Source organism: Amycolatopsis sp. La24, from assembly GCF_029087445.1.
GTDB lineage: Bacteria > Actinomycetota > Actinomycetes > Mycobacteriales > Pseudonocardiaceae > Amycolatopsis > Amycolatopsis nivea.
This window is the reverse complement of the sequence record NZ_JARACH010000008.1, coordinates 131,165-143,636: the sequence shown is the minus strand read 5'-3', so window position 1 is coordinate 143,636 and position 12,472 is coordinate 131,165. Positions and strand designations below refer to the sequence as shown.

The 12,472-nt window shown below is 71.3% G+C and carries 13 protein-coding genes; 7 read left to right on the top strand and 6 right to left on the bottom strand.

Annotation, left to right across the window (positions count from 1 at the left end; all coding sequences use genetic code 11):
- Position 1 precedes the first annotated feature (1 nt).
- From PUT80_RS11985 to PUT80_RS11975, 3 genes are read right to left on the bottom strand one after another with little or no spacing between them, the layout of a single operon-like run.
- Positions 2-730 carry an ESX secretion-associated protein EspG gene (locus PUT80_RS11985; protein WP_275291971.1) on the bottom strand — a complete coding sequence of 243 codons (729 nt, stop codon included), beginning with the start codon at positions 728-730 and terminating at the stop codon, positions 2-4.
- A gap of 24 nt (positions 731-754) precedes the next feature.
- Positions 755-1,540: a WXG100 family type VII secretion target gene (locus tag PUT80_RS11980; RefSeq protein WP_275291955.1), complete on the bottom strand. Its 786-nt coding sequence runs from the start codon at positions 1,538-1,540 to the stop codon at positions 755-757.
- 34 nt (positions 1,541-1,574) lie between these two features.
- Positions 1,575-1,931, bottom strand: a complete 357-nt coding sequence (locus tag PUT80_RS11975) for a hypothetical protein (protein WP_275291954.1) — start codon at positions 1,929-1,931, stop codon at positions 1,575-1,577.
- A 145-nt stretch (positions 1,932-2,076) separates the two neighbouring features.
- On the opposite strand from PUT80_RS11975, the gene PUT80_RS11970 reads away from it, so the two are divergent.
- From PUT80_RS11970 to PUT80_RS11940, 7 genes are all read left to right on the top strand, one after another.
- Positions 2,077-2,664 (top strand): TetR/AcrR family transcriptional regulator, encoded by a 588-nt coding sequence (locus PUT80_RS11970; protein WP_037814298.1) that lies wholly within the window; start codon positions 2,077-2,079, stop codon positions 2,662-2,664.
- A gap of 19 nt (positions 2,665-2,683) precedes the next feature.
- On the top strand, positions 2,684-3,250 hold the full coding sequence (locus tag PUT80_RS11965) for a TIGR03086 family metal-binding protein (protein WP_205673443.1): 567 nt from the start codon (positions 2,684-2,686) through the stop codon (positions 3,248-3,250).
- Between the two features lie 61 nt (positions 3,251-3,311).
- On the top strand, positions 3,312-3,683 hold the full coding sequence (locus PUT80_RS11960; protein ID WP_275291953.1) for a hypothetical protein: 372 nt from the start codon (positions 3,312-3,314) through the stop codon (positions 3,681-3,683).
- 423 nt (positions 3,684-4,106) lie between these two features.
- Positions 4,107-5,432 carry a hemolysin family protein gene (locus PUT80_RS11955; protein WP_275291952.1) on the top strand — a complete coding sequence of 442 codons (1,326 nt, stop codon included), beginning with the start codon at positions 4,107-4,109 and terminating at the stop codon, positions 5,430-5,432.
- Positions 5,429-6,472: a hemolysin family protein gene (locus PUT80_RS11950; protein ID WP_037814302.1), complete on the top strand. Its 1,044-nt coding sequence runs from the start codon at positions 5,429-5,431 to the stop codon at positions 6,470-6,472. Before PUT80_RS11955 ends, PUT80_RS11950 begins: the two co-directional genes overlap by 4 nt.
- Positions 6,469-7,401, top strand: a complete 933-nt coding sequence (locus PUT80_RS11945) for a 3-methyladenine DNA glycosylase (protein ID WP_275291951.1) — start codon at positions 6,469-6,471, stop codon at positions 7,399-7,401. Before PUT80_RS11950 ends, PUT80_RS11945 begins: the two co-directional genes overlap by 4 nt.
- A gap of 89 nt (positions 7,402-7,490) precedes the next feature.
- Positions 7,491-8,177, top strand: coding sequence for a substrate-binding domain-containing protein (locus tag PUT80_RS11940; protein ID WP_078870511.1), 687 nt, complete (start codon positions 7,491-7,493; stop codon positions 8,175-8,177).
- A gap of 432 nt (positions 8,178-8,609) precedes the next feature.
- Here the strand turns inward: PUT80_RS11940 and PUT80_RS11935 are convergent, their stop codons facing one another.
- From PUT80_RS11935 to PUT80_RS11925, 3 genes are all read right to left on the bottom strand, one after another.
- A complete protein-coding gene (locus PUT80_RS11935) occupies positions 8,610-9,398 on the bottom strand; it encodes an aldo/keto reductase (protein ID WP_275291950.1) in 789 nt (262 codons plus the stop codon).
- A 138-nt stretch (positions 9,399-9,536) separates the two neighbouring features.
- A complete protein-coding gene (locus PUT80_RS11930) occupies positions 9,537-10,019 on the bottom strand; it encodes a hypothetical protein (RefSeq protein ID WP_134733978.1) in 483 nt (160 codons plus the stop codon).
- A gap of 17 nt (positions 10,020-10,036) precedes the next feature.
- The gene (locus PUT80_RS11925) at positions 10,037-12,460 is read right to left on the bottom strand and encodes an FAD-dependent oxidoreductase (RefSeq protein WP_275291949.1); all 2,424 of its coding nucleotides are present in this window, start codon (positions 12,458-12,460) and stop codon (positions 10,037-10,039) included.
- Between the last annotated feature and the right edge of the window lie 12 nt (positions 12,461-12,472).

Below are 12,472 nucleotides of genomic sequence, written 5' to 3'. Positions count from 1 at the left end.
CTCAGTTCAGGGTGCACTCCAGAGCCCGCAGCGCACCGCACAGTTCGGCCGGGCCGGCCGGCCCGATCCGGATTTCCGCGTCCGGCCCGGCCCCGACGGTGTAGCTCAGGTACCGGCCCCAGTCCGTGTCCGCGTAGTGCAGGGGTTCTTCCAACCGGACGTACCGGCCGACGTCGTCGCGTCGTCCCGCGTACAGCTCTCCGCTTCCGTGCACCGGACGCTGCACCAGGGTTAGCACGTCCGACAGCACCGGGTCCAACGGAAAAGCGTCCTCGCCGCGGCGGGCGGCTTCGGTGAGGTCCGCGACGCGCACGGTGCGCACGTATCCGCCGCCAGGGCCCACCGCGGGCAGTTGCTCCACCAGCGTTTCCAGCACGCGTTCGCGGTCGATCTCCTGGACCCCGACGTGTTCGCCGTCCGACACCGCGAGCACCGCCTGCAGTCCGCTGGCCGCGGCGAGCACGCCGTACGTGCGGTCGCCGGTCGCGACCCAGCCGTAGTACTCGACCACCGGGCGCACGAGCAGCGGCAGCCAGTCCAGGAAGTCCACCGTGGCCCGGCCGCGCGAGTCGACCAGGCCGGCCAGCGCCAGCGCGTCGTCCACCCGCTTGGCGGCTTCGTCGCGTTCGGTTTCCGACAGCCACGCCGGATCCGGCCGCAGCGTCACGTGCAACCGGCCCACCTGCTCGCGTTCGGCCAGCGCCGCGAGCGCTTCGACCGGGACGTCCACCCGTCCCGCCGGATCGGCCACCGGCTACTCCTCCTCGTCGCCGAGAACCGGCTGGGTCGCCGAACCGTCCGCCCCGAACGCGCCCTCCGGATCGGACTCGAGGAGGTACTCCGGCCGCCAATGCAGGCCGTCGCCGGGGCCGCCCGCCGCGACGGGCGCACCGCCGACCGCCGGGCCCGAGCCGCGCTGGGACGGTTCGCTCACCGGAGCGGGCAGCACCGCGGCGCCGGGGCCGTTCCGGTCGTGGCTCGCGGCGGTCTGCGTGGCCGTACTGTCCGAAGTGGTCCGGCGGACCGCGACGCCGTCGGCGACGATCGGGCCGTATTGCTTCGGCAGCACGCGTTTCGTGTTCGCGGTGACGCCGTGGTACTGCTCCATCACCCGGACGTTGTTCTCGTTCGCGCCGTGGAACCGGTCGATGCTGTCCTGAAAGGACACTGGCGCGGCCGACGCGGGCAGCACCGCCTGCAACGGCCCGGCCCACGGCTGCGGCCGCTCCGGGCGGGGCGGCACGTCGACGACCGCGTGCCGGGAGCTTTCGAAGCTGCTGGCCTGGGTGTCCATCGACGCGCTGGTGAGGTCGAGCGGGTCGACCGACTCCCGGAACCCGGCCTCGACCGGTCCCGCGCCCGCTTTCGCGGCGTCGGCGGAGTCGCCGGTCCACGAGCGCGCCATCCGCTCCTGAAGCTCTTTCACGCTCTGCGCGCGCTCCAGGTAGGCCGCCGAAAGCTCCTGGACCTTCGCCGCGGCGGCACGCAAACCGGACGTGTCGCCGCCGCGGAAGTTGTCGAAGATCTGCTTGCCGTCCACCTGGTTCCCTTCGTGCGCGGCCGGGGCCGTCCGCTTACCGGCCGCGACTGAGGTCGGCGCCGGCCTGGTCCGCCTCGGTCGTCCGGTCCCGCGCGGCGCGCAGCTTGTCGAGGTATCCGGCGGCGTACCGGCGCAGCGCCTCGTTCTGGTCGCGCAGCGTGTGCAGGGAGTCCGCGCCGGCGGCCGCGTACTCCGTGCTCGCCGGGTCCGAGCCGGGGGCGGCGAAGAGCGCGAGGATCTCGTCGATCGCACGGCCGTCGGCGGCGATCTTCGCGAGCTGGTCCTCCCACAGCCGGATGACCGCGGTCAGCTCCGCCGCGTCCATGGCGAAACCGCCGCGCGCACGGCCCGACTCGCCGATGACCAAGGCCGCTCCCTTTCCGGTGCTCACGTCGTGATGTGCACAGCGTAGTCAACCGGCCCGGTCGTGTCAGCCGAGAACCCGCCAGTGTGACGGCGCGCATCCGTTCCGCCGTCTCGTCACAGTACGTACGTACGGATTGCGAGAACCCGGTCCTCGATGTCAGGATTTCAGGATGCCACGGGTCAGCCAGGATCACCTCGACGCACGCCGCCGGCAGATCCTCGACGGCTCGCGCGTGTGTTTCGCACGCTACGGCTACGAGGGTGCCACGGTCCGCCGTCTGGAAGAAGCCACCGGATTGTCGCGCGGGGCGATCTTCCACCACTTCCGCGACAAGGAATCGCTCTTCCTCGCCCTCGCCGAGGACGACGCGGTGCGGATGGCCGACGTCGTCGCCGAACAGGGCCTGGTCCAGGTCATGCGCGACCTGCTGGCCGGGAACAGCGAACATCCGGCGGACTGGCTCGGCACCCGGCTGGAGGTGTCGCGGCGGCTGCGCACCGACCCGGAGTTCCGCGGCCGGTGGGCGGAACGCTCGCAGCAGCTGACCGAGGCGACCCGCGACCGCCTCGAATGGCAGCGCAAGGCAGGCAACCTGCGCGACGACGTCGACGTCAGCGTGCTGACCGCGTTCCTGGAACTCGTGCTGGAAGGGCTCGTGTCGCACCTCGCGATGGGCCTCCCGGGCGACGATCTGGGCCCGGTGCTGGACCTGGTCGAAGAGACCGTGCGACGACACCGGCCCGGCGCGCGCAGCTGAATCGTGTTCAATGTGCCCCGTGGATCTCCTCGCCGCCCACGGCAGCGCACTGGACGTGTTCGACGCCGCCGTGCGCGCCGCCGGTCCGGGCGACTGGGCTCGCGGCACGCCGTGCACCGATTGGTCGGTACGCGATCTGGTGAATCATCTGGCCGTCGAACAACTCTGGGTACCCCACCTGCTCGCCGGAGCGACCCTCGACGAGGTCGGCACCCGCTACGACGGCGACGTCCTCGGCGACGACCCACTCTCGGTGTGGGAGAAGGCGTCCGCCGCCGCCCGCGAAGCGTGGCTCTCCCCCGGCGCGCTGCGTCGCACCGTGCACGTCTCGTTCGGACTGGTGCCCGCCGAGGAGTACGGCTGGCAGATGACGCTCGACCTCGCCGTGCACGGCTGGGACCTCGCCACCGCGCTCGGCCGCCCGAATCCGGTCCCGGACGTCCTCGCCGGGCGGCTGCTCGACGTGCTGCGCCCGATGATCGACGACTGGCAGGGCCTCGGGCTGTTCGACCCGCCAGTCGCGGCCGGCCGAAACGCGGCGGCTCCGGACCGGCTGGTGGCTTTGCTGGGGCGACGGCCGCGCTGAAGCACCACTGTGGACGGACGCGCGGCAGCGTTCGGGCGGGTGGCGTGGTCTCGTTGAGGTCGTGAGGGGACCCCTCACGGACATTCCCGCCAGTCCGACCGCGTCGAGCAGCCAGGCGCAGGCGCGGCGAGCAGCGGCAGCAGGCGGAGAGGCGGGCCCGGGGAAACAGGGCAGGCAGCAAGGGCAGAGGCACCGAGCGGCAGGCAGCGGCCGCAGGGCGGGCAACGGCCGCGGGACGGGCAACGGCAACGGGACGGGCAACGGCCGCGAGGCGGGCAACGGCCGCAGGGCGGGCAACGGCCGCAGGACGGGCAACGGCAAAGGGGCGGGCAGCGGCGACGGCAACGGCAACGGCAACGGGCAGCTTCGCGCACTGCGCCAGCGGGTTTCTCGCCCTGCCGCGGCGGGCGCGCGCGTTTGGCGAGGTCCGTGAAGGGCTCCTCGACAGAATCAAATTCCCTCAAGGAGCCCTTCACGGACCGCAGCGGGAGAGAAGCCGTCCGGCGCGTCTCGTCCGCCGGAGTTCCGCATCGCTGGCGAGCGCTGCGCATCACCTGTTCAGAAACCTCAACGCGGCACGAGGGCTTGGGGCACGTCAGCGGCCCGGGATGACGCAGGCGGGAGCGCGGTTCCCGCAGCGGCGGGCGGAAAAACGGGCGCCAGGTTCGCGTCCTGTCGCCGCACGGCTGCCCGGACCCGGTACGATTGTCGGCATCGTCGCATTACAAACCCGTTATGCCGAGGAGTGACTTCCATCCGTGCGCGCTGCGCCATCGCCCGGTGACAGTACCGGGCCGGGTCCGCATCGACCCGGCTTTCCGCCCGCCGTCCGTTCCGCCGTCCCGGACGGTGCGCTGTGATCCACGTCCTGCTTTCCGTGCTCGGCGTGCTGCTCTTCCTTCTTCTCACGATCGGCACCGGTCTCGCCGTGGCGGCCGAGTTCTCGCTGACCGCGCTCGAGCGCAGCACGGTCGACGCGGACGTCCGCCAGGTCGGTGACAAGCGTTCGCGCACCGTCCAGAAGGCGCACCGCACGCTGAGCTTCCAGCTCTCCGGCGCGCAGGTCGCGATCACGCTCACCACGCTGATCACCGGTTTCCTCGCCGAACCGCTCATCGGCGACCTGGTCCGCCCGCTGCTCGACGCGACCGGCCTGCCCGCTTCGGCGGCGTCCGGGGTCGCGGTGGCGGTCGCGCTGGTGCTGGCCACGTTCCTGTCGATGATCCTCGGCGAGATGGTGCCGAAGAACATCGCGATCGCGCGTCCGCTGCCGACCGCGCGCGCGGTTTCCGGCTACCACGCCCGGTTCTCGGCGCTGTTCCGCTGGCTCATCACGCTGATGAACAACAGCGCCAACTTCCTCGTCCGCAAATTCGGCATCGAGCCGCAGGAGGAGCTGCGTTCCGCGCGGTCGCCGCAGGAGCTGGGCTCGATCGTCCGCTCCAGCGCGGAAAGCGGGAAGCTCGACACGTCCACCGCGGAGCTGCTGGACCGCTCCCTGCGCTTCGGCGACCGCACCGCGGACGAGCTGATGACCCCGCGCGTGCAGGTCGAATCGCTCACCGTGGACGACACGATCGAAGACCTCATCGACATCTCCCGGCGCACCGGGTTCTCGCGGTTCCCCGTCTACACCGAGGATCTCGACGACGTCCAGGGCGCGGTGCACGTCAAGCAGGCGTTCGCCGTCCCGGCCGCCGACCGCGCGACCACGCGGATCCGGTCGGCGATGCGGCCGGTGCCGACGGTGCCGGAATCGCTGCCCGGCGACGATCTGCTCAACCGGCTGCGCGATTCGCGCTACCAGCTGGCGATCGTGGTGGACGAGTACGGCGGCACCGCCGGGCTGGTCACGCTGGAGGACGTGGTCGAGGAGATCATCGGCGACGTCCGCGACGAGCACGACGACCGCGAGGCCCCGGCCGCGCAGCAGCTCGGCGCGGACCGCTGGCTCGTGTCCGGGCAGCTGCGCGCGGACGAGGTCCGCGACATCACCGGGTTCCGGATGCCCGAGGGCGACTACGAAACGATCGCCGGGCTGATCCTGGAGCGGCTCGGCGCGATCCCGGCCGAGGGCGACGCCGTCGAGGTCGACGGCTGGCGGCTCGCGGTCACCAGCATGGACCGGCACCGCGTCGCCGAGGTCCAGGTGCGCCCGGCCGAACGCGAGGTGACCGCGTGAGCGACTGGCTGAACATCGCCCTCGTCGTGGTCCTGCTGCTGGCCAACGCGTTCTTCGTCGGCGCGGAATTCACCCTGATCTCCTCGCGCCGCGACCGGCTGGAAGCGTTGCTGGAACAGGGAAAGACCCGCGCGCAGATCGTGATCAACGCGAGCAAGCACGTCTCGCAGATGCTCGCCGGGGCGCAGCTGGGGATCACCATCTGCTCGCTGCTGCTCGGCCGCTTGGGCGAGCCCGCGGTCGCGCACCGGCTGTCCGGGTTCTTCGATCTGCTCGGCCTGCCCGACCAGCTGCTGCACCCGATTTCGTTCGCGATCGCGCTGGCGTTCATCACCATGCTGCACGTGCTGATCGGCGAGATGGTGCCGAAGAACCTCGCGATCGCCGAACCGGAGCGGCTCGCGCTGTGGCTCGTGCCGGTCCACGTGGCGTGGGTGAAGGTGGCGAACCCGGTCATCGCGTTCCTCAACTTCGTCGCGAACTCGCTGCTGCGCCTGATGAAGGTGGAGCCGAAGGACGAACTGGAGACCGCGTACAGCTCCGACGAACTCGCCGAACTGCTCAGCGAATCGCGCCAGGAAGGGCTGCTCGACCAGTCCGAGCACCGGCGGCTTTCGCAGACGCTGTCGTCGGTCGCCAAGACCGTCGCGGACGTGCTGGTGCCCACCTCGGAGCTCACGACGCTCCCCTGCGGGCCGACGCTCGGCGACGTCGAGCGAGCGGTGTCCACCACCGGGTTCTCGCGCTTCCCGGTGTGCACCGACGACGGTTCGCTCACCGGCTACATCCACGTGAAGGACGTGCTCGACCTCGTCGGCCAGGACCCGGACACGGTGGTGCCGGACGACAAGACGCGGCCGCTCACCGAACTGCGGTCGGACGCGCGGCTCGACGTCGCGCTTTCGGCCATGCGCAAGGAAGGCAGCCACCTCGCGCGGGCGCTCGACGCTTCCGGCGCGGCCGTCGGCGTGGTGGCGCTGGAGGACCTCGTCGAGGAGTACGTGGGGACCGTGCGCGACGGCACCCACGTGGCGGCATGAGCGTGGTCGTGCTCGCCGAGGCGGAGTGGCAGGCCCGGGAGCGCGCGCACGCCGAGCGGATGCGCGCGTGGACCGGGCCGCATCAGGAACGCCGGGCTCGGGGCGAGAAACACCCCGTGCTGGATTTCCTGTTCACGTACTACTCGCACCGGCCGGGACATCTCGAACGCTGGCAGCCGGGTCCGGGTGTGGTGCTCGCGGGAGCGTCCGCGCGGCGGTTCCTCGAGCGTCCGGCCTACGTCGAGACCGAGGCCGGGGTGATGCTCGACCCGGCGGCGTTCACCGGCCGCCGGGCGCGCACCGCGGAGTTCGTGCTGAAGCTGCTGTCGGCCACGGCTTCGCGAGCGCCGCGGCTGAGCTGCTTCGGGCTGCACGAATGGGCCATGGTCTACCGCGAGCCCGCGGACTCCGTCCGGCACGCGCAGGTCCCGCTGCGGCTCGGCTCGGCCGGGACCGACCGGGTCGTGGAATCGATGGACATCCGGTGCGGGCACTACGACGCGTTCCGGTTCTTCACCGGTCCGGCGCGGCCGCGGAACACGCTGGAGCCGACCCGGGAATCGCAGGTCGCGCTGGAGCAGCCGGGCTGCCTGCACGCGAACATGGATCTTTTCAAGTGGGCTTACAAGCTCGATCCGTTCGTGCCCGCGGAGCTGGTCGGCGACTGTTTCGCGCTCGCCGCGGACGTCCGTGAACTGGACATGCGGGCCAGCCCGTACGATCTAGCGGACTACGGCTACCGGCCGGTGCCGATCGAGACCGCCGAAGGGCGGGCCTCCTACGCCCGCGCCCAGGCCGGATTCGCCGAGCGGGCCGCGCCGCTGCGGGCCCGCCTGATCGGCCTCTGCCGCGACCTTCTCGCCGACCCGGCCAAGCCGCCGGATCCCGAGCCGGAGTCGCCCGGCCGTGGAGTTGACAACTCTGCGTAACGGTATTCACCGCAGGTCGCTGGCCTGATAGAGTGATAACGGTTCGATTGCATAACTGAGCGTGTTGTGCAGGTCACGAAAGGACAACGATGGGGCGTCACAGCCTGCCCGAGGAGCCGGTGCCGCACCCTCTCGACCCGCCGAAGCGGCCCGCCGGCCGCAGCGAGACGACCGGGTCGCACCGGATCGTCGCCAAGAAGGCGCCTCGCAGGCGGATCGCGAAGTGGCCTCTCGTGGCCGTCGGGCTCGTGGTGCTGGCCACGCTCGGCGTGGTCGGCTGGAACTGGGCCGACAGTGTGCTCAACAACCGCGCCGAGGCGCAGGCCGCCAGCTGCAACGGCGGCCGCACCGACGTCCGGATCGTGGTGACCCCGCAGATCGCCAAGCCGGTCGAGACCGCGGCGGCGCGCTGGAACCAGGACCTCACCCAGGTCCACGGCAGCTGCGTGCACGTGGCCGTGCAGAGCAAGCCCGCCTCCGAGGTGCTGAACGCGCTCACCGGCAAATCCTCGCTCGACACGATCGGCGGACTGCCCGACGGCTGGATCCCCGAATCGTCGTACTGGGTGACCCAGCTCTCGAAGTCCAAGCCGGACGTCATCGGCTCCCCCGCGATGCCGATCGGCTCCGGCCCGCCCGCGGACTACCCGTTCGTCGGCCTGTCCGGGAAGACGATCGACGAGGTCCAGCAGCGCGGCACGCAGAGCTTCCGCGCGTTCCTCAAGGAACCGGCCCAGCTGGCCGACTTCGCGGCGGCGGGCATCCGCGCTTCCTGACTCTCTGACCCGCTGGCACCGCCTCCGCCCTCGACCGGGCTGGGGCGGTGCGGTGTATCTGGGGCAAGCCTCGAGGACATCGCCAGAACCCGCGCAGCAGCCTGGCACCGCAACGACGGGCATGCGCCCCCTCGAACGGCAAGCACCGCCTCCGCCCACGGCTGGGGCGGTACGGTGTTTCCGGGGCCGCGAGGAAGTCGCCAAAACCCGCACAGCTGGCTGCCTCCGCAGCTACGCGCATGCGCCCTGGGCTGTGGCAGTGAGGGCGTATCCTGGGCAGGCCTTGGGCTCCCGAAGCCGCAGCGACCGGCATCCGCGCAGCTGACTGCCGCTGCGACGCGCATGCGCCCTGGGCTGAGGCGGTGCGGCGCGTCCGGGGCAGGCCTTGATTCCCGAAGCCGCGGCGGGCATCCGCGCTTCCCGACCGGCCGTTCAGGAGTCGAGTTCTGCCAGGGCCAGCAGGTCGTCCTCGGCGAGTTCGAAGTCGAACACGTCCGCGTTCTCCCGGATCCGCGACGGGGTCGCCGACTTCGGGATGGCGATGATGCCCAGCTGCAGGTGCCAGCGCAGCACCAGCTGGGCGGGCGTCTTCCCGTACTTCGCCGCCAGCGCCGTGATCACCCGGTCGTTCAGGTTCCGGCCGCGGGCCAGCGGGCTCCACGCCTCGGTCGCGATGCCGTGCTCGGCGTGGAACGCGCGCAGCGGGGCCTGCTGCTGCCACGGGTGCAGTTCGACCTGGTTGACCACCGGCACGACGTCGGTCTCGTCGAGCAGGCGGCGCAGGTGGTCGACGCCGAAGTTCGACACGCCGATCGCCCGGACGCGGCCCTCGTTGAGCAGGAGTTCCAGCGCGCGCCAGGTCTCGACGTAGCGGTCCAGCTCCGGTTTCGGCCAGTGGATCAGGTACAGGTCGACCGGGCCGAGGCCGAGGGCTTCGGCGCTGCGGTCGAACGCGCGCAGGGTGTTGTCGTATCCGTGGTCGGTGTTCCAGACCTTCGTGGTCACGAAGACGTCCTCGCGCGGCAGCCCGGACTCCCGCACCGCCGCGCCGATCTCGGCTTCGTTGCCGTACATGGCGGCGGTGTCGATGCTGCGGTACCCGGCTTCGAACGCCGTCGCGACGACCTTCGCTACCTGGTCCGGCCGGACCTGGTACATGCCGAGTCCGAGTTGCGGGATGACGACCGAGTTGTTCAGCGTGAGCAGGGGCGGCACAGCCATGCGGCGATCCTCACTGCGGTGTTCTCGGGGACGGGTCTCCTGGGGAACACCGCAGATCTTGCCACTGTCCGGCCGCCGCCGCTCGCGTCCCCCGCCGCGGTCCGCCGCCCGACGTCCGTGAAGGGCTCCTCGAGGGAATCAGATTCCTTCGAGGAGTCCTTCACGGACCCGCACCGCCTCCGTGACCCGGGCGGCTCTCTCGGCGATCTCGTCCGGCTCCGCGGCCAGCAGGACGCCGTGCCGGGCTTCGACGGCGACTCGTGCGGTCATCGCGGACGAACGCGCCATTTCCGCCGCCGCGGAGACGTCCGGCAGGGCCGCCGGGTCCACAATGGACAGCAGCCGTTCCGCCACCCGGACCACCTCCACTGCCACCGCGACCACGTCCGCGGCGGGCTGGGCGCGGTCGGGCACGTCGTGCGTGACGGCGTGGGCGTCGATCTCCGCCAGCCGCAACGCGTGCCGGGTCAGCTGGTCCGCTTCGGCGTCGCCGCCGGCGGCCCGGCTGAGCAGGGCCGCCGCTTGGGCCAGGGCGAGGGCCGCGACCGTCGCCCCGGCCGGAGCCGGGATCGCGGGCCGGGCGAGGGTGTTCAGGAAGTCGCTCACGATCTGGTCCCGCATGGCAGGGTTCCTTCCACTCAGCGCCGGATGCGCTCCATCCCGGGGTCGACCAGCGGTTCCGCGGCTACCGTCGCGGCGACCCGCCGTCCGAAATACTCGATTTCCACCTGGTCGCCGATCGCCGCCGAGCCGGGCAGCCAGGCGTACGCGATGGGGCGGCCGATCGTGTAGCCGTAAGCCGCGCTCGTGACGTAACCCGCGGCGGCGCCGTCCACGAACACCGGTTCCTTGCCCAGCACGACGGTCCGGCCGTCGTCCACGGTGAGGCAGCGCAGCCGCCGCGCCGAGGTTTCCTCGCTGCGGCCGTCGATGGCGGCCCGCCCGGCGAACTCGCCCTTCGCCGGGCGCACCGCGAACCCGACCCCGGCCTCGTACGGGTCGTGCTCGGTGGTCATGTCGGTGCCCCACAGCCGGTAGCCCTTCTCCAGCCGGAGGCTGTTGAACGCGCCGCGCCCGGCCGCGATGACGCCCAACCCTTGCCCGGCCTGCCACAGCGCGTCCCACAGGCGCTGGCCGTTGTCCGCGGAGGTGTAGATCTCCCAGCCGAGTTCGCCCACATAGGACAGTCGCAGGATCGTCACCGGCACCCCGGCGATCCGGGCCCGGCGGCCGCGGAAGTACTTGAGCCCGGTGTGCGAAAGGTCTTCCGCCGACAGCGGTTGCACCAGGTCGCGGGCGAGCGGGCCCCATACGCCGATGCAGCAGGTGCCGCCGGTGGTGTCGACGACCCGGACGCCTTCCGGGGCGCGGCTGCGCAGGTAGGCGACGTCGATGTTCCCGTTGATGCCGACCTGGAACAGCTCCGGTTCCAGCCGTGCCACGGTGATGTCGCTGCGCACGCCGCCCGCGTCGTCCAGCATCAGCGTGTAGGTCACCGAGCCGACCGATTTCGCCAGCTGGTTCGTCGTGAGCCCCTGCAGGAACTCCAGCGAACCCGGCCCGCTCACCTCGACGCGCTTGAGCGGCGTCATGTCGTACATCGCGACGCGGTTTCGGGTGTGCCAGGCCTCGGCCGCCACGATCGGCGAGTGGAACTGCCCGGCCCAAGCGTCGCGCGCGGGCGGGAGGAAGTCGTGCGGCAGGTCTTTCAGCAGCGACGCGTTGGCCTCGAACCAGTGCGGCCGTTCCCAGCCGCCCGCCTCCAGGAACACCGCGCCCAGCTCGCGCTGCCGGGCGTGGAACGGGCTGACCCGCAGGTCGCGCGGGGAAAGCCGGGGCTGCAGCGGGTGCAGCACGTCGTAGATCTCCACGAAGTTCTGCTGCGCGGTTTCGCGGATGTACTCCGGGGCCAGCTGGACGTCCTCGAACCGGTGCACGTCCAGTTCGTGCAGATCGGTTTCGGAACCTCCGTCCACAATAGACTCCGCGACCGCCTTCGCGATGCCCGCGGAATGCGTGACCCAGATGGCCTCGGCGATCCAGAATCCGCGCACGTCGCTCGATTCGCCCACGAGCGAACCGCCGTCCGGGGTGAAGGAGAAGATGCCGTTGAAGCCCTCCTCCGCCTTGGTCCGGCCGAGCGCGGGCAGCAGGAGCTTGCTTTCCTCCCACGACGGCGCGAAATCGTCCTCGGTGAACGGCAGCATCGACGGCATCGCGGACGCGGTGACCTCGCCCGGTTCGGCGAACTTGTCCACCGGCATCGGGCGGTGCGCGTAGGAGCCGATGCCGAGCCGGTCGCCGTGCTGGCGGAAGTACAGGTCCTGGTCCTGGTGCCGCAGGATCGGCAGCGCCGGGTGCACCGGGTCCGCTCCGGCCAGTTCGGCGAGCTGGCCCGTTTTCGCGTACTGGTGCGCGAGCGGCAGCAGCGGCACGGTCATGCCGGCCATCTCGCCGATCTCCCGGCCCCAGAATCCGGCGCAGGACACCACGATGTCGGCCGGGACCACGTCGTCGGCCGTCTTGACGCCGGTGACGTGCCCGTGCGCCTGCTCGATGCCGGTCACGCGGGTCAAGCCGACGAACCGGGCGCCGCGCGCGGAAGCCCGTTTGATCAGCTCGTCCACCGCGCGGGAGGCGACGGCGAGCCCGTCGGTCGGGACGTACAGCGCGCCGAAGATCCGGTCCTCGTCCAGCATCGGCCAGCGGCGGACGCACTCGTCCGGGTCGATCAGCCGCGCCTCGACGCCCCACGACGTCGCCCAGCCGTGCTTGCGTTTCAGGTCCTCCCAGCGCGCGGCGGTGCTGGCCACCTCCATGCCGCCGACCTGCTCGAAACAGCCGAGGTCGAGCAGTTTCGCGACGGTGTAGCCGGCGAATTCGGTCATCGCCTTGGACGGGTTGGTCTGGAACACCAGCCCGGGCGCGTGCGACGTCGAACCGCCGGTCAGCGGCAGCGGGCCCTGGTCGAGCACGGTGACGTCGGTCCAGCCGCGCAGGGTCAGCTCGTCGGCGAGGTTCGCGCCCACGATTCCGGCGCCGATGATCACGACACGGGTCATGAGAACTCCCTG

Excerpts from the sequence above, each read along its gene's own strand:
- PUT80_RS11940 (WP_078870511.1), top strand. The coding sequence starts at position 7,491 with ATGGGGCGTCACAGCCTGCCCGAGGAGCCGGTGCCGCACCCTCTCGAC.
- PUT80_RS11925 (WP_275291949.1), bottom strand. The coding sequence starts at position 12,460 with ATGACCCGTGTCGTGATCATCGGCGCCGGAATCGTGGGCGCGAACCTC.
- PUT80_RS11945 (WP_275291951.1), top strand. The coding sequence starts at position 6,469 with ATGAGCGTGGTCGTGCTCGCCGAGGCGGAGTGGCAGGCCCGGGAGCGC.
- PUT80_RS11970 (WP_037814298.1), top strand. The coding sequence starts at position 2,077 with ATGCCACGGGTCAGCCAGGATCACCTCGACGCACGCCGCCGGCAGATC.
- PUT80_RS11930 (WP_134733978.1), bottom strand. The coding sequence starts at position 10,019 with ATGCGGGACCAGATCGTGAGCGACTTCCTGAACACCCTCGCCCGGCCC.
- PUT80_RS11935 (WP_275291950.1), bottom strand. The coding sequence starts at position 9,398 with ATGGCTGTGCCGCCCCTGCTCACGCTGAACAACTCGGTCGTCATCCCG.